This window comes from Rhizobium sp. 10N427 (assembly GCF_056394605.1).
Genome location: NZ_JBFTID010000001.1, coordinates 298,934 through 316,068 on the forward strand (window position 1 = coordinate 298,934; position 17,135 = coordinate 316,068).

Annotated in this window: 14 protein-coding genes; 9 read left to right on the forward strand and 5 right to left on the reverse strand. The window is 62.0% G+C overall.

Annotation, left to right across the window (positions count from 1 at the left end):
• Positions 1–13: 13 nt before the first annotated feature.
• On the reverse strand, positions 14–1,060 hold the full coding sequence (locus AC1DIJ_RS01305) for an ABC transporter substrate-binding protein (protein ID WP_112388536.1): 1,047 nt from the start codon (positions 1,058–1,060) through the stop codon (positions 14–16).
• A 272-nt stretch (positions 1,061–1,332) separates the two neighbouring features.
• On the opposite strand from AC1DIJ_RS01305, the gene AC1DIJ_RS01310 reads away from it, so the two are divergent.
• The 5 genes from AC1DIJ_RS01310 (at position 1,333) to ssuD (ending at position 6,527) form a co-directional block, all read left to right on the forward strand.
• Positions 1,333–2,349 (forward strand): LacI family DNA-binding transcriptional regulator, encoded by a 1,017-nt coding sequence (locus tag AC1DIJ_RS01310; protein WP_112388537.1) that lies wholly within the window; start codon positions 1,333–1,335, stop codon positions 2,347–2,349.
• Positions 2,350–2,611: 262 nt separating this feature from the next.
• A complete protein-coding gene (gene tauA, locus AC1DIJ_RS01315; RefSeq protein ID WP_112388538.1) occupies positions 2,612–3,619 on the forward strand; it encodes a taurine ABC transporter substrate-binding protein in 1,008 nt (335 codons plus the stop codon).
• Positions 3,620–3,683: 64 nt separating this feature from the next.
• The gene (locus AC1DIJ_RS01320) at positions 3,684–4,472 is read left to right on the forward strand and encodes a taurine ABC transporter ATP-binding protein (RefSeq protein ID WP_112388539.1); all 789 of its coding nucleotides are present in this window, start codon (positions 3,684–3,686) and stop codon (positions 4,470–4,472) included.
• Between the two features lie 44 nt (positions 4,473–4,516).
• Positions 4,517–5,359, forward strand: coding sequence for an ABC transporter permease subunit (locus AC1DIJ_RS01325; RefSeq protein WP_112388540.1), 843 nt, complete (start codon positions 4,517–4,519; stop codon positions 5,357–5,359).
• A 16-nt stretch (positions 5,360–5,375) separates the two neighbouring features.
• On the forward strand, positions 5,376–6,527 hold the full coding sequence (gene ssuD, locus AC1DIJ_RS01330) for an FMNH2-dependent alkanesulfonate monooxygenase (RefSeq protein ID WP_112388541.1): 1,152 nt from the start codon (positions 5,376–5,378) through the stop codon (positions 6,525–6,527).
• Positions 6,528–6,536: 9 nt separating this feature from the next.
• Here the strand turns inward: ssuD and AC1DIJ_RS01335 are convergent, their stop codons facing one another.
• Positions 6,537–7,436, reverse strand: a complete 900-nt coding sequence (locus AC1DIJ_RS01335) for a LysR family transcriptional regulator (RefSeq protein WP_112388542.1) — start codon at positions 7,434–7,436, stop codon at positions 6,537–6,539.
• Between the two features lie 112 nt (positions 7,437–7,548).
• Here AC1DIJ_RS01335 and hglS point away from each other — a divergent pair, with 112 nt between their 5' ends.
• From hglS to ydiJ, 4 genes are read left to right on the forward strand one after another with little or no spacing between them, the layout of a single operon-like run.
• Positions 7,549–8,943, forward strand: a complete 1,395-nt coding sequence (gene hglS / locus AC1DIJ_RS01340; protein ID WP_112388543.1) for a 2-oxoadipate dioxygenase/decarboxylase HglS — start codon at positions 7,549–7,551, stop codon at positions 8,941–8,943.
• 46 nt (positions 8,944–8,989) lie between these two features.
• Entirely contained in the window at positions 8,990–10,522 is a 1,533-nt protein-coding gene (gene amaB / locus AC1DIJ_RS01345; RefSeq protein WP_112388544.1) for an L-piperidine-6-carboxylate dehydrogenase, read from the forward strand.
• Positions 10,523–10,534: 12 nt separating this feature from the next.
• On the forward strand, positions 10,535–11,770 hold the full coding sequence (locus AC1DIJ_RS01350; RefSeq protein WP_112388545.1) for a pyridoxal phosphate-dependent aminotransferase: 1,236 nt from the start codon (positions 10,535–10,537) through the stop codon (positions 11,768–11,770).
• Between the two features lie 33 nt (positions 11,771–11,803).
• Entirely contained in the window at positions 11,804–14,833 is a 3,030-nt protein-coding gene (gene ydiJ, locus AC1DIJ_RS01355; protein ID WP_112388546.1) for a D-2-hydroxyglutarate dehydrogenase YdiJ, read from the forward strand.
• 46 nt (positions 14,834–14,879) lie between these two features.
• On the opposite strand, the gene AC1DIJ_RS01360 is transcribed toward ydiJ, so the two are convergent.
• From AC1DIJ_RS01360 to AC1DIJ_RS01370, 3 genes are all read right to left on the reverse strand, one after another.
• Complete coding sequence (locus tag AC1DIJ_RS01360) at positions 14,880–15,614, reverse strand: SDR family oxidoreductase (RefSeq protein WP_112388547.1); 735 nt, start codon at positions 15,612–15,614, stop codon at positions 14,880–14,882.
• Between the two features lie 51 nt (positions 15,615–15,665).
• On the reverse strand, positions 15,666–16,436 hold the full coding sequence (locus tag AC1DIJ_RS01365; RefSeq protein WP_112388548.1) for a 2-keto-4-pentenoate hydratase: 771 nt from the start codon (positions 16,434–16,436) through the stop codon (positions 15,666–15,668).
• 226 nt (positions 16,437–16,662) lie between these two features.
• Positions 16,663–16,899 (reverse strand): hypothetical protein, encoded by a 237-nt coding sequence (locus AC1DIJ_RS01370; RefSeq protein ID WP_112388549.1) that lies wholly within the window; start codon positions 16,897–16,899, stop codon positions 16,663–16,665.
• Between the last annotated feature and the right edge of the window lie 236 nt (positions 16,900–17,135).

Genomic DNA, 17,135 nt, shown 5'->3' on the forward strand with positions numbered 1-17,135 from the left:
AATATAGGCAGATTTAGTTGGTGATGCCGAGCTTCTTGCAGCCGTCGGCATATTCGCCGGTGCAGATCTGCTCAGCCGTCTGGATCTTCTTGTCGAAGATTTCAGCCTTGATGTTCTCGGCTGTGACGACAGCCGGAACAAACAATTCGGACGGCGTCTTGTAGAGCGTCGTCTTGGCTTCAGGCGTTTCACCCTTCAGCATCTGCACGGCAACCTTGGCAGCAGCCGCGGCAACCACTTCCGATGGCTTCGAGATCGTGTTGTACTGGTCACCGGAGATGACGAGCTGTAGCGCTGCGATCGTCGCATCGTTGCCCGTCACCGGCGGAACGGGCTTCACGCCAGCGGCCTTGAAGGCGGCAATCGCGCCGCCGCCGGTGCCGTCGTTGGCGGCAACGACGCCCTTGATGTCAGCGCCGAAGCGGGTGATCTGGCCTGCAGCCCATTCCTGAGCCTTCGGCGGCGCCCATTCCGGCGTATCGTATTCGGCAAGCGTCTTGTAGGCAGATTCCTTCAGGCCACGATGGACGCCATCACGAATGAGGCCTGCTGCGGCGTCTGTCGGCGAACCGTTGATCTGCAGAACGCCGGCGCCATCGGCCACACCTTCCTTCTTCAGGTGTTCGACCAGCGACTTGGCGATCGCGTAGCCGATACCCTCGTTGTCGAAGGAGACGTAGAAATCGGCCGGCTTGTCGGGGATCGGACGGTCATAGGCGATAACCTTGACGCCCTGCGACTGGGCGATCTCGACGAGACCAGCAGCGGCGGCGGAATCAACCGGATCGAGCACGATTACCTTGGCGCCCTGGGCGATCACCGAATTGAACTGCTGCTGCTGCAGCGAGGCATCGGCATTGGCGTTCTGATAGACGACCGTGCACTTGGCGCAAAGCTTTTCCATCTCGGCCTTGAAGCCTGGGAAGTCGTGCTGCTCGTAGCGCGTCGACGCCTGGTCAGGCATCAGGAAAGCGACGGTCGAGGCTTCCTGGGCAAAGGCCGTACCGGCAAATCCCATCGCGATGGTCGCCGACGCCATAAGCAAATTGCGATATTTCATTCTCTCCTCCTTGGTGTGTTCAAAGACAGGCCCAGGCATTACCGCCGGTCACCGCAGCCGCCCTCTCCTCGCCACTGCCCATCGACGCCATCAAGACGGCATGCGACGCGCCCCGCAAAGACCGGGCTATCCGCAGATTCTTAGAAAATACCTCCCTGCACCGGCACGAAGCCAGCTTGTAACATCGATTGCGCAAGCTTGCTCAATCGATGAAGCAAGAATTGCCACTTCTTCAGTTTGATGTCAAGTTAGCGAAAATGGAGAAACCAATTTTGAATCACGTAAAGCAGGCCAAGAGGACAACGATTTACGATCTGGCGGAGCTTGCCGGCACATCCGCCAGCGCCGTCAGCGCCGTCCTCAACGGCAATTGGAAGAAGCGCAGGATCAGCAGCCAGCTCGCCGAAAAGATCATGAAGATAGCCGAGGAACAGGGCTATGCGCTCAATATGCAGGCGAGCCTGCTGAGGCGCGAAAAGTCCCACATCATCGGCATGATCGTTCCGAAATATGACAACCGCTACTTCGGCTCGATCGTCGAGCTTTTCGAGGACATGGCCCGCGCGCGCGGGCTTTTTCCGATCATCACCTGTACCCGCCGCGACCCCGAACTTGAGATCGAGGCCGCCCGCACGATGCTTTCCTACCAGGTCGAATGCCTGATCGCGACGGGCGCCACCGACCCGGACAGGATCACGGAGATGTGCGCCGCAGCCGGCGTCCGCAGCCTCAACCTCGACCTGCCCGGGGCGCTCGCCCCCTCGATTATTTCTGACAATTTTGCCGGCGCCCGCGAACTGACCCGGCGCATTCTGGTGAACTGCGAACGGCGGCTCGGAAAGAAGGGCCCGCTGCTCTTCATCGGCGGCCGCGGCAGCGATCACAATACGGCAGAACGCATCCGGGGCTTTCGTGCTGCCCACTCCGATCTCGGCCTCGCCGTTGCCGAGGAACATATCCTTGCCTGCGGCTACGCACCGGAGAAAGCCGAGAAGGCGCTGGACGATCTAGCGCTCAAGGGCGATGCCAATGTCGGCGGCATGTTCGTCAACTCGACCATTTCGCTCGAAGGCGTCATGCGCTGGGTGCGGCGGTCCGGGCACCTCAACGACGACAGTCTCGTTCTCGGCTGTTTCGACTGGGATCCCTTCGTCTCGCTGCTCGGAAACGAGATAGAGATGGTGCGGCAGGATGTGCCTGAGATGCTGAAAAAGGTGTTCGAAGTCATCGAATCGGGCGTCAGCAAGCCTGTCGTCATTCAGGTGCCGCCGCTCATTCCGCAAATGTAACGGCGCAATCCTGTGCGGGGTGGCCGTCCCGCGCCTTCTGCCGCAGGCGAGCTTGTCAGCGCTAGCACCGGCTTCCAGCTGCACCGGACAGACACCCGCCGCTCTCAAGGTAAGTCTCTGCTGCCTGCCTGTGCCCTGCGCGGACTAGTCTTCTCCCTTCCTCCGAAAACTTAGAAAATATAATCTATAAAATAAATATACATTGTGGAAATCTGATTTGGACGTCGCCGCTGTGGCCGACGATGAACATTGAGGGTGGCACATGCGCATCAAAACATTGCTTGGAACGATCGGTCTGGTCGCGTCCTTTATGACCGCCGCACATGCGGATGAAGCCAAGAAGGTTGTTATCGCCTATCAGACCGGCGCTGTGCCGTATCTGGTCGGCATCGCCAATGGCGAACTCGCCAAGCAGACCGGCTGGGATATAGAATTCCGTCGCTTCAACTCCGGCGCCGACATCTTCGCGGCGATCGCATCCGGCGACGTCCAGCTCGGCGACGTCGGCTCGAGCCCCTATGCTGCCTCGGTCAGCAAGGATCTCGACGTCAAGGGCATCTACATCACCGCTGGCGCTGGCGACAGCGAAGCCCTGGTCGTGCGCAACGACATCAAGTCCTCTGCCGATCTCAAGGGCAAGAAGTTCTCCGCAGCCCCGGTTTCGACCGATCACTACCAGCTGCTCGCCTACCTGAAGCAGGAAGGCCTCACCGAGAAGGATTCGCAGGTTATCGCAATGCCGCAGCCGCAGATCGTTGCCGCCTGGAAGCGCGGCGATATTGACGGCGCCTTCGTCTGGGACCCGGCTCTGAGCGAACTGAAGAAGGACGGCAAGGTTCTGGTGACCTCGGGTGAAGTTTCCAAGCGCGGCGCGCCTGTGTTCAGCGCCCTCGTTGTCACCGGCGAGTTCGCCAAGAAGAACCCCGAGTTTCTGACGAAGTATGTCGGCCAGCTCGACAAGTACTATGTCGACTTCGCAAAGAACCCGAAAAACTGGGGTCCGTCCTCCGAGAACATCAAGGCGATTGCCAAGCTTCAGGGTGGCACGCCTGAAGAAAATGCCGGCTGGCTGAACACGACCGTGGTCGTCCCCCTCCAGGAACAGGTCACAGCGGCCTGGCTCGGCGAAGGCGACAAGGGCAGCGTCGCCAAGACGCTGAAGGACACCGCGCAGTTCCTCAAGGAGCAGAAGAAGATCACGGCGGTGAAGGACAGCTACGCCGGCTTCGTGGATCCGCAGTTCGCGGCAGCGGCTCTCGCTTCGAACTGAGATCATTCTCAGACACAAATGGCGGCCCGATGGGCCGCCATATCTCCTTGTCAGGACTCTCCCCATGCTCGAAGTCAGAAACGCGACCGTGAAGTTCGACGCAGCCGACGGAACCTCCGTCCATGCGCTCGACAACGTCTCCTTCAATATCCCGCAGGACTCCATCGTTGTCGCGCTCGGCGCATCCGGCTGCGGAAAATCCACCCTGCTAAACGCCATTGCCGGCTTCCAGCCGCTGACGGAAGGCGAGATCCTGATCGACGGCGCGCCCGTGTCGCGCCCAGGCGGCGACCGCGGCGTGGTGTTCCAGAAGGACACCCTGCTTCCCTGGTCGAGCGTTCTCGACAATGTGGCTCTCGGGCTGCGCTATCAGGGCGTGGGAAAGAGAGAGCGATATCAACGCGCGCGTGAACTTCTCAAGCTGGTCGGTCTCTCTGACTTCGAATCCAAGCCTCCCTACGAGCTCTCCGGCGGCATGCGCCAGCGCGTCGGCATCGCCCGGGCACTGGCGACTGATCCGAAGGTGCTTCTGATGGACGAACCGTTTGGCGCGCTCGACAGCCTGACCCGCGAAACCATGCAGCAATTGCTGGCTTCGGTCTGGTCGGAAACCAGGAAGCAGGTGTTCTTCATCACCCATTCGATCGAAGAGGCCCTGACGCTCGGAACCCATATCCTCGTCATGTCGCCGCGCCCCGGCCGCGTCGTGGCACGTTATGAAGCCGGCTTCGTTCGCCAGTTTGCCAGCACCGGTGACATCGGCCCGATCCTCGCCGATCCCCGGTTCGTGACGCTCCGCGAAGAGATCCGCTCGATCATTCACAAACCCGCACATGACCGCCGCGCCGCCTGACGGCTGGCGCATGACAGCGAAGACAGGCACCAAGGAATTACCCCATGAGCGTATTGGCAGAGCACTCGACGGCAATAGAGGGTGAAGTCGCCTCGCCGCGCAAACCGCGCAGCCGCACTCCCGCGACCGGCACATTCGCCATCAGCGCCGGCACCCTGCTGGCGCTCGTCCTCGGCTGGGTGATCGCCACCCGCTATCATCTCGCCTCGCCGCTCTTCCTACCGTCGCCAAGCGAAGTCCTCGTGCAGTTTCAGGCAATCGCCTCTGACGGCTATGCGAACGGCACGCTGACGGAACACATTCTGGCAAGCCTTGGACGCATCAGCGTATCGCTCGCCTTCGGCATTGTCCTTGGCGTCCCGATCGGTCTGATCATGGGGCTTAACCGCTGGGCCAAGGGCGTGCTCAGCGTTCCGATCGACATCTACTGGGGCCTGCCGCCGCTTGCCTATCTGCCGCTGTTGATCATCTGGCTCGGCATCGGCGAGTCCTCGAAGATCCTGCTCCTCAGCCTCTCAGCCTTCGCCCCGATCTGTTACGCCGCACAGGCCGGTGTCCGCTCGGTCCCGCAGGAGCGCATCAATGCCGCGCAGTCGCTCGGCGCCAACACCTTCCAGCTGTTCACGACGATCGTGCTTCCTTCGGCCCTTCCGGAAATCCTGACCGGCCTGCGCATCGCAATCGGCGCCACGCTGTCGACACTGGTGGCGGCCGAACTGATCGCTGCGCAGTCGGGCGTCGGTTACATGATCATGTCGGCTGCCAACTTCCTGGCGACGGACGTCGTCTTCGTGGGCCTGATCGTCATCGCCATCTTCGCCTTCGCCTTCACGGCCGCAATGCGCTTTCTCGAAAAGCAGCTTGTGCCCTGGAAGGGCAAACTCTGACACCGGACCGATCGATATGAGCAAGAATGCAAACCCGCCTCTGAAGATGTTCTGGTACCTGCCGACGCATGGCGACGGCCCCTATCTCGGAAGCGAGGAACGCCACCGTCCGCCGACATTTGGCTACATGCGCGATATCGCCCAAGCCGCAGACCGGCTCGGCTTCGAGGGCGTGCTGCTGCCGACCGGCACCTATTGCGAGGATGCCTGGATCACCGCCGCCGCGCTGGTACCCCTGACCGAGCGCCTGCGCTTTCTGGTCGCGCTTCGCCCGGGTAGCGGGACGCCGGCGATGTTTGCCCGCCATGCCGCAGCGCTCGACCGCGTCTCGGGCGGCAGAGCGTTGTTCAACGTCGTGACGGGCGCCGACCCCGCCGATCTGGCGGGCGACGGCAACAAGCTCGGCCATGGCGAACGCTATGAACAGACCGACGAGTTCCTGACGATCTGGCGACGGATCCTATCCGGTGAGGACGCCGATTTCGAAGGCAAGTACCTGTCCTCCCACGGCCGCGGCCTGTCATTCCCGCCGGTCCAGACGCCGCATCCGCCGATCTGGTTCGGCGGATCATCAGACTCAGGTATCGCCGTCGCCGCCAAACATGCGGACGTCTATCTGAGCTGGGGAGAGCCCGCCGATCTGCTCACCGAGAAAATCATCAGGGTCAAGGAGCGGGCACTGGCCGAAGGGCGCAAAATCCGCTTCGGTCTGCGCATCCATTTCATCGTTCGCGAGACCGAGGAGAAGGCCTGGGCGGCAGCCGACGATCTGATCAGCAGGGTGACCGACGAACAGGTCGCCGCCGCGCAGAATGAATTCCTCAACGTCTCGCAGTCCGTCGGCCAGAAGCGTATGTCCGCGCTGCATCAGGGGCGCCGCGACAAGCTTGTCGTTGGACCAAACCTCTGGGCCGGCCACGGGCTGGTGCGTGGCGGCGCCGGCACGGCTCTCGTCGGCAGCCCGGAAAACATCGCAGTGCGGCTGCGTGAATATCAGGAGATCGGTATCGAGACGATCATCGGCTCCGGCTATCCGCATCTCGAGGAAGCCTTCAATGTTGCCGAGCTGCTGTTTCCGCTCATCGGCGTCAAGGGCGAACGGTCCTATGGCGTCGGCGAAGACAACCAGACTTTCGAAAGCGGACTGCGCTCCAAGCGCCCGGCATAGGACCGGGCGTCACGACAGTGTTGGCGACACCTCCGATAGCAGCCATGTCTGAAACTGGTCGGCGGCCGGGTGGCTTTGCTTGTTTTCGGGGCGAACGACGTAATAGGCGTTCTCCGTCGGCATCGTGATATCCAGCAGCGTGACGAGCGCTCCCGACTTGAGCTCGTCTTCGATCAGGTAGGTTGGCAGAAGCGCGACGCCGAGGCCTGCCGCCACAGCCGTAACGATCATCGAGAACTGGTCGAGACGAAGGCCGAGATAGGCATTCTCGACCGACGCCTGCTGCATCTGAAACCAGTCTGCCCAGAGCTTCGGCCTGGTGGTCAGATGCAGCAATGGCGCTTGCGACAGGTCTTTCGCCGCACTGATCTTCAATTGTCCGGCAAGGCTTCGGCTCGCCACCGGCAACACCGTTTCATGGCACAGGAAGGTGGGAACGCCGCCTGCCCAGACCGGCTGGCCGAAGTGAATCGCGAGATCGAAACTGTCCTCGCTGAAACTAAAGGGCTTCGAGCGCGATTCGATGGTCAGCGCCACATCCTGATGATCGGCGAGAAATCGCCCAAGGCGTGGCACCAGCCATCTGGCGCCGAAGGTCGGAAGCGTCGCGATCTTCAATGACGCGCGCATCCGCCCGGCCGCCGCCGCTTCGATCATCAGCCGTTCGGAGCGCAACAGCAGGTCTCTCACCTCTGGAAGTAACCGCTGCCCGGCCTCCGAGAGGATGACCCGCTGGCGGACGCGCTCGAAAAGCTTAAGACCAGTCTGCAGCTCCAGATCGGCGATCTGCCGGCTGATGGCGCTTTGCGTCAGACTGAGCTCTTCGGCCGCGCGCGAGAAATTCTCGTGACGCGCGGCGCATTCGAAGGCCTGCAGCGTGACGATGTCAGGAACGAGGCTTCGGCGCATGGCTATTCCGTTTCCGCATCAAGTTAAACGCATAAGTCACAACATTGACATCGATGGGAGGAGTATATCCCACTTTCAGCATCAAGTGACAAATCCATTTAGGGCCACGCACATGACAAAACACGTCACATCGAGCGACATCCGGTCAGCCTTTTCCGCCGCCATGTCAGCCATGTATCGCAACGAAGTGCCGGCCTATGGCACGCTGATGGACCTCGTTGCCCGCGTCAACGCAGAGGCGCTCGCAAACGAGCCCGATCTCAAGGCACGCCTGGAAGCAACCGACAATCTCGATCGCATTTCCGAAGAGCGCCACGGCGCCATCCGTCTCGGCACTGCCGGCGAACTGGCGATGATGCGGCGCGTCTTCGCCGTCATGGGCATGTATCCGGTCGGCTATTACGATCTGTCGACCGCGGGCGTTCCGGTTCACTCCACCGCCTTCCGCCCGGTCGGCGATGAAGCGCTGAAGCGCAATCCGTTCCGCGTTTTCACCTCGCTGCTGCGCCTCGATCTGATCGCCGATCAGGAACTGCGCAAAGACGCCGCCCGCATTCTCGAAACGCGCCGGATTTTCACGGCGGGCGCGGTCGAACTGACAGAGAAGGCCGAAAAAGACGGCGGCCTGTCGAAAGACGATGCCGATCGCTTCGTCGCCGAAGTGTTGGAAACCTTCCGCTGGCACGACAAGGCGATCGTCGATGGCGAGATGTATCACCGCCTGCACGACGCCCACCGGCTCATTGCCGATGTCGTCTCCTTCAAGGGCCCGCATATCAACCACCTGACGCCGCGCACGCTCGATATCGACCGTGTCCAGGCCCTGATGCCTGACTACGACATCGCGCCCAAGGCAATCGTCGAGGGCCCCCCGGCCCGTAGATGCGCGATCCTGCTGCGCCAGACGTCGTTCAAGGCATTGGAGGAAGCAGTCGCCTTCGAAGACGGCAAGGGCGGCTGGCAGACCGGATCGCATACGGCCCGCTTCGGCGAGATCGAACAGCGCGGCATCGCGCTGACGCCGAAGGGCCGCGGCCTCTACGACACGCTTCTCGACGCTTCCCGCAAGGTGGTTCGCCCGGCCGCCGACGGATCCAACGCCAAGGCCTACGAGACAGCACTGATCGAAACCTTCCAGGCGTTCCCGGATGACTGGAAGACGATCCGCGCCGAAGGTCTCGGCTATTTCAGCTATTCGCTGACCGAAAAGGGAAGCAAGACGTCCATCCCTGCTGGTTCCGATGTCGATGCGCTTATCGCCGACGGCCTGATCCAGTTCGATCCGATCGTCTATGAGGACTTCCTGCCCGTCAGCGCCGCCGGCATCTTCCAGTCGAACCTCGGCGATGGTGCACAGCAGGACTTCGTGGCGAGCCCGAACCAGCAGCGCTTCGAAAGCAATCTCGGCGCCAAGGTGCTCAACGAATTCGACCATTATGCAGGCATCGAACAGTCGTCCCTCGACGCCTGCCTCAATGCACTGACCAGACGCCCGGCCGCCGAGTAAATTCCGGCCACCGATCCGAGACGTTTCCGAACTGGAGTTCCATCAGATGAATATTGCCGTCAAATCCGTGTCCGTCGCCGAAGAAGCCGTGACCATCCTCGATCGCCTGGGTGTCGCCAAGTCCGCCTACACAGGCGGCGACATGGACGCCTTCTCGCCCGTCACCGGCGAGCGCACCGGCCAGCTGAAAACAGTCTCACCGGCGAAGGCCGTCGAGGCCATCGACCGCGCCCATGTGGCATTCCAGAAGTGGCGCCTCGTTCCGGCGCCGAAGCGTGGGGAACTCGTTCGTCTGCTCGGTGAGGAACTGCGCGCAGCCAAGGCCGATCTCGGCCGTCTGGTTTCAATCGAAGCCGGCAAGATCCCGTCCGAAGGCCTCGGCGAAGTGCAGGAAATGATCGACATCTGCGATTTCGCCGTCGGTCTTTCCCGCCAGCTCTATGGTCTCACCATCGCTACCGAGCGTCCCGGCCACCGGATGATGGAAACCTGGCATCCGCTCGGCGTTATCGGCATCATCTCCGCCTTCAATTTCCCGGTCGCCGTCTGGGCCTGGAATGCTGCGTTGGCGCTCGTCTGCGGCAACAGCATCGTCTGGAAGCCGTCCGAAAAGACGCCGCTGACGGCGCTGGCATCGCAGGCAATCCTGGAACGGGCCCTGAAGCGCTTCGGCGATGCGCCTGAGGACCTGTCGCAGGTGCTCATTGGCGACCGCACGATCGGCGAAGCGCTGGTCGACCATTCGAAGGTCGCTCTCGTCTCCGCAACCGGCTCGACCCGCATGGGTCGCGAAGTCGGACCGCGCCTTGCCAAGCGCTTCGCGCGCTCCATCCTCGAACTCGGCGGCAACAATGGCGGCATTGTCTGCCCGTCGGCCGATCTCGACATGGCGCTGCGCGCCATCGCCTTCGGCTCCATGGGCACGGCCGGTCAGCGCTGTACCACACTGCGCCGCCTCTTCGTCCACGACAGCGTCTACGATCAGCTCGTGCCGCGCCTCAAGAAGGCCTATGCGAGCGTCTCGGTCGGCAATCCGCTGGATGGCGCAGCCCTTGTCGGCCCGCTGGTGGATAAGGCAGCCTTCGACGGCATGCAGAAGGCGCTCGGCGAAGCTGCCAAGCATGGCGGGGCGGTTCATGGCGGCCAGCGGGTCGATACCGGCAGCGAGAACGCCTACTACGTGAAGCCGGCGCTGGTCGAAATGCCGAAGCATGAGGGACCGGTCCTCGAGGAAACCTTCGCGCCGATCCTCTACGTGATGAAATACAGCGATCTCGACGCCGTCATCGCCGATCACAACGCTGTCGGCGCTGGTCTTTCCTCATCGATCTTCACGCTTGACATGCGCGAGGCAGAGCGTTTCCTTTCTGTCGAAGGCTCCGATTGTGGTATCGCCAATGTCAACATCGGCACATCCGGTGCGGAAATCGGCGGCGCGTTCGGCGGTGAGAAGGAAACCGGCGGCGGGCGCGAGTCCGGGTCGGATGCCTGGAGAGCCTATATGCGCCGCGCCACCAACACGGTGAACTACTCGAAGGCCCTGCCGCTGGCACAGGGCGTCTCCTTCGACATCGAATAGGGCTCTGAGAAAATGACCGTCACCACCGAGATCAAGGAGGCTGGGTTCCGCCCGGCCTCGCGCATCGCCACCGTTGGCGTTTCGAAGATCCTGCAGATCGGCGCCAAGGCGGCGGCGATGAAGCGCGACGGCCTGCCGGTCATCATTCTCGGCGCCGGCGAGCCGGATTTCGACACGCCAGATAACGTCAAGCAGGCGGCCAAGGCCGCGATCGATGCAGGCGACACGAAATACACCGCGCTTGACGGCACACCCGCCTTGAAAAAGGCCGTCGCCGAAAAATTCCGCCGCGAAAACGGCGTCGATTACGCCGTCGACGAAGTGACGGTGGCCACCGGCGCCAAGCAGATTCTCTTCAATGCCTTCATGGCGACACTCGATCCCGGCGACGAGGTCATCATCCCGACGCCCTACTGGACCTCGTATTCGGATATCGTCGAAGTCTGCGGCGGCGTGCCGGTTCTGGTTCCCTGCGATGCGGCGGCCGGATTCCGCCTTCAGGCGGCGCAGCTGGAAGCGGCGATCACGCCGAAGACCCGCTGGGTGCTGCTGAACTCACCCTCGAACCCATCGGGCGCGGCCTATGCCGCAGCCGACTATCGGCCGCTGATCGACGTTCTGTTGCGCCATCCGCATGTCTGGCTGATGGTCGACGACATGTACGAACACATCGTCTATGACGGTTTCGACTTCGTCACCCCCGTTGCCCTTGAGCCGCGCCTCAAGGAACGTACGCTGACGATCAACGGCGTGTCGAAAGCCTATGCCATGACTGGCTGGCGCATCGGCTATGCCGGCGGGCCGAAGCCGCTGATCAAGGCCATGGCCGTGATCCAGAGCCAAGCAACCTCCTGCCCAAGCTCCGTCAGCCAGGCAGCCGCCGTCGAAGCCCTGAACGGCCCGCAGACATTTCTGAAAGAACGTCAGGAAAGCTTCCAGCGCCGCCGCGATCTGGTCGTCGGCCGGCTGAACACGATCGATGGCCTGGAATGCCGCACACCGGAAGGCGCCTTCTACACCTTCTCGGGATGTGCAGGCATCCTCGGCAGGACGACGCCGAAAGGCAAGCGGATCGAAGCCGATCACGACTTCACCGACTACCTCCTCGAGGATGCGCATGTCGCAGTCGTTCCGGGTTCGGCCTTCGGTCTGTCGCCGTTCTTCCGGATATCCTATGCGACATCGGAAGCCGAGCTTGCCGAGGCACTCGACCGCATCGAACGGGCATGCGCGGCTTTGAAGCCCTGATGGAAGCGGTCTAGCGACCTTGGACCGGCACGCATGATCCCGCGCCTCACATCGCACCTTGCTCCCGCATCTCCAGCCGGCTTCTTCGAGCGTCTCGTCGAAGCCGGTTTCAGTGGCGACGCCGAGAGCCGTGCGGGCGCCCGCACGGTCTATGCGACCGACAATTCGATCTACCAGCTGGAACCGGCGGGCATCCTGTTTCCGAGGGGTGCCGATGATCTGAAGATCCTCGCGAAGGTGCTTAGCGAGCCGGCTTTCAGCGGCATGACCATCACCCCGCGCGGCGGCGGCACCGGCACCAATGGTCAGTCGCTTACCTCGGGCCTCGTGGTCGATTGCTCACGGCACATGAACAAGATCCTGGAGATCGACCCGGTCAGGCGCATCGCACGTGTCCAGTCCGGTGTCGTCAAGGACCAGCTGAACCGCGCCCTGAAGCCTTACGGCCTGTTCTTCGCTCCGGAACTCTCAACCTCCAACCGGGCAACGATCGGCGGCATGGTCTCTACCGATGCCTGCGGACAAGGCTCCTGCCTTTATGGCAAGACCTCCAACCACGTTGTCGGCCTGCGCATCGTGCTGGCCGACGGTTCCGAATGGTGGTCGCGCGCGCTCAGCGAAACGGCGCTTGCCGAGATTCTTCAACGCCAGGACAGGATCGGCGAGATCCACCGGACCGTCGATGGCATCGCGCGAGAAAAGCGTGAGCGGATCGAGACTGTCTTTCCGAAGCTCAACCGCTACATGACCGGCTACGATCTGGCCCATATCCGCCAGCCGGACGGCCGCTTCGATCTGAATGCCATCCTCTGCGGGTCCGAAGGCACGCTGGCGATGATCGCAGAGGCAGAGCTCAATCTGCTGCCGCTCCCCGCCCATGCCGCATTGATCAATATCCGCTACAACGATTTCAATGCGGCGCTGGAAGATGCCCGGACGCTGACGGCGCTGAAGGTCGCGTCCGTCGAAACCGTCGACGAGAAGGTGCTCGGGCTCGCGAAGACGGATATCGTCTGGAACGACATCGGCCAGTTCTTTCCCGATGACGCGGCCTCCCCTGCCAACGGTATCAACATCGTCGAGATCCTGGCGGATGACGAAACCGAACTGGAGCGGAAGCTTGGCGAGGTGACCGCCGCGTTCGGCAACGCCAACCCGGATCGCCTCGGCCACACGATCGCACGCCAGCATCGCGACATCGAGGCAATCTGGACGATGCGTAAACGCGCCGTCGGCCTGCTCGGCAATGTTGACGGGCCGGTGCGCCCGGTTCCGTTCGTCGAAGACACCGCCGTTCCGCCGGAGAATCTGGCCGCCTATATCCGCGAATTTCGCGCGCTGCTTGATAGCGCCGGGCTGTCCTACGGGATGTTCGGCCATGTCGATGCAGGCGTTCTGCATGTACGCCCGGCGCTCGACCTCACACGCGATGATCACACCCCGCTCGTCCGGGAGATCAGCGATGCCGTCGTCGCCCTGACGAAGAAATATGGCGGCGTTCTCTGGGGCGAGCACGGCAAGGGCGTGCGGTCGGAATATGTTCCCGAATTCTTCGGCGATCTCTATCCTTGCCTGCAGCAAATCAAGCGGGCCTTCGATCCTCAGAACAAGCTGAATCCCGGCAAGATCGCCGCGCCGTCAGTCGAGCCCCTCCTGAAGATCGACGGCGTGCCCCTGCGCGGCGGCGTCGATCGTGCCATTGGCAACGAGATCAGAGCCGCCTTCGACAATGCCGCCTATTGCAACGGGAACGGCGCCTGTTTCGATTTCGACGAAACGAGCCCCATGTGCCCCTCCTACAAGGCGACGCGTGACCGGCGTTTTTCGCCGAAGGGCCGGGCGGCGCTGATGCGCGAGTGGCTGAGGCTGCTGGCGGACAAGAGCATCGACCCGCGCGCCGAGGCAAAACGTCTGCGCCGCGGCAGTTCGCTCGCAACCCTGCCGAAGCGGATCTTCAACTCGCTCGATCCGCGCAACCGCGACGACTTTTCGCACGAAGTCCGCGAAGCCATGGATACCTGCCTCGCCTGCAAGGCCTGCACCGGGCAGTGTCCGGTCAAGGTCAGCGTGCCGGCCTTCCGCTCGAAATTCCTCGAACTCTACTACAGCAGGTATGCGCGCCCGCTGAAGGACCTGCTTGTGGCCGCGATCGAGACGTCACTGCCCTGGATGGCGCAGGCGCGGCCGCTCTACAATCTGATGGCAGGCACCGAAGCAGGCAGACACGTGATGCGGCTTTCCGGTTTGACGGCGCTGCCGCTGCTGCCGCCTCGGCCGCTCAAAGCCGAAGCCCGAAGGCTCGGCGTAGCCGTTGCCACGCAAGAGCTGATCGAAGGCCTGCCGGAGCAGGAGAAGAAGCGCGCCGTGGTCTTCGTCGCCGACGCATTCACAGCCCATTTCGATCCGGGCGTTGCGCTTTCGGCAATCAGTCTGGCGCGAAAAATGGGGCTGATCCCCTATCTCGCCGAAGGCAAGCAGAACGGCAAGGCGATGCATGTCCACGGATATCTCGGCCGCTTCGAGGCGAATGCAACAAAGACAGCCCGATATCTGCAAGACCTCGCTGCCGCCGGCGCCACACTGGTGGGCCTCGACCCGTCGATGACGCTTGTCTATCGCAGCGAATACAAGGGATTATGGGGCAACGGCGTGGAGGCAACGGTACTGCTGCCGCAGGAATGGTTAGCTGCCAATCTCGACAGGCTCTCAGCCCAACCCCAAAAATCGGCCTCACCCGTCTACAGCCTGCTCCCCCACTGCACCGAGCGCAGCAATGCACCGTCGGCGACGGCTCAGTGGAAGACTGTCTTCAAGGCGCTTGGCATCCCCCTTGAAATTGCCAGTACCGGCTGCTGCGGCATGGCCGGCACATTCGGCCACGAGGTCCGCAACCGTGCCACGTCCGAAGCGCTCTATGCCATGAGCTGGAGCAGCCACATTGCCGGCACGTCTTCCGAAACGGTGACGATGGCGACCGGATATTCCTGCCGCTCCCAGGTCAAAGCCATCGACACCAAGTCGATCCCCCATCCGCTGGCGATTATCGACGCTCTCACCGGCTGAACGGCAGAAGGCCGCAATCGCAGGATTGCGGCCTTCTGCATTTCATTCAGATCGACCAGAGAGCGCCACCGTCGCAGGCAACCGCCTGGCCGGTGATGTAGCTTGCACGATCGGAGGCGAGGAAGGTCGCGAGGGCGGCGAATTCTTCCGGGCGGCCGATGCGGCCCATCGGGATCATCTTGCTGACCTTTTCAAGGTCGAGCTTCGCCTCGGCCAGCCGCTCCGTCATCGTGTAACCCGGCATCAGCGCATTGACGGTGATGCCGCTTGCGGCGAATTCACGGCTCAGCGTCTTCGTCAGACCATGCAACCCGGCGCGCAGCGCGTTCGAGATCGTGAAGTTGTTGATCGGCTCCTTGGCGGCGATCGATGTCACCAGAAGGATGCGGCCCCATTGGCGCTCGCGCATGCCCGGCATCGCCGCAGCGATGGCGTCGGTTGCGCTGACGAACAAGCCCTCGAAGGCGTTGCGCCAGTCGTCCGAACCGATGTTTTCGAAGGGCATGGTCGGCGGACCGCCGGTATTGACCACGAGAATATCGACCTTTCCGAGCTTGGCCGCAGCCTGCTCGACCACCTGCCGTCCGGCCGCGGGCTGCCGCAGATCGGCGGGCAGGGCGACGACCCCGAGACGCTCTGCTGCGTCATCCAGCCGGGCTGCATCGCGGGCGCAGATGGCAACCTTTGCACCTTCGGCAACGAGTTCCCTGGCAATCGCAAATCCGAGCCCTTTGGAAGCGCCCATGACGAGGGCAGACTTGCCGCTCAAACCAAAATCCATTTTACAGCCTTCCTATTACGTCATTCAAAATCGAAGCACGGTTGCCGGGGGTCACCTGCCGCTGACTTCGACGCTACCGATACCGGAAACGTCGAACCGGTAGCTGAATGGTCCCGACGGGAACCGCGTCGTGACGATGCTGCCGGTCATTACCAGATCACCCTTGCGCAAGATCCTGCCGCTGGCGGCAAGATGATTGGCGAGCCACGCCAAGGGCACATAGGGATGTCCGAGAACATCGGCACCCATGCCGCGGGCAATCTCTTCGCCGTTATGATAGGCGATGCCTTCTGCGCCATCGAGACCTTCAGGCGGCGGGGTGAATGTACCAACCACGATCCCGGCGTTCCAGGAATTGTCAGCGATCAGCGTTCCGCAATGCAGCACGCTATAATCGGCATGGCGGTCTTCCACCAGCTCGATCGCAGCCGCAACCGCATCGACAGCAGCGCCGGCGCTCTCGGGCGTGAACGGCGTGGCGCCCGGCAGCAAGTCCTGGCCGAGCCGTACGCAGATTTCGAACTCAAGGCCGAGATGGTGATAGTCGGAAAGCTTCAGCTGCGCTCCCGTCGATCTGACGCGGCTGGAGAAGATGGTGCCCTGGATCGGCTGATCGATACCGCACATCGCCTGCATGCGCTTCGATGTCAGGCCGATCTTGTAGCCCGCAGTCTCTTCGCCACCACGGATCGCCGCGATATAGGCGTCCTGCACCCGATAGGCATCTTCGAGGTCGTTTATCCCGTCGATCCTGTGAAACTTCGTGCTGCTGCGATGTTCGGCAACAAGCTGGCCGGCAATATCGGCGATCGTCTCTGTCAATAGTCATCCTCCCGTTATGAACGGACTGGCAATCACAATTTCCAAGGCAGTGCGCGCGCCTTCCGCGGCACACCGGAAGGAGACCGGCCCAGCTGTCCGTTTCGCTGCGCCGATTCGCCATGGCCCGCAAGCTTAGCGTGCCGGCTCTGATGGTGCCGAGTGAATTCTGAACATTCCTATGCATTCGCATCGCTGCCGGAGGCCGATGGGCCAAGCGATGCCGCCTCTATGCGATAAGCGGTTCAGCAGCCTCGTCAGCAGACAGGGCGCTGGCCGAAGCCAGCATCACGGCAGGGGCCGCACGGACAAACAGCGATGAGTGCGAATTGATGATCCGCCCGCTTTCAAGCTTCAGGAGCGGTCCGTCAATATCAACGACATTATCCGTGAAGCTGAGTTCGCCCCACCCGTCAGACGTCCCCTCGATCAGGACGAAGGAATACTTTTCACCAATATTGAACATCTACTCTCCCCAAAGCCGATATCGCTATATTTCCACTCTACTCTAATTGAGCATCAACTCATAATATCGGATTCAGACCGAATAATTCATCTGCACCCGGCTGCCCGTCTCGGAATGCTGCAGACGTTCCAGAGCAAGACTTCCTTTTCCGCAGCGATATTGAGAACCAGACATAGCCTGTCTGAGATCCTTACAGTCGGTTCCCGGCGCAATCATGCGGCGCCTCGCGGCTTAAC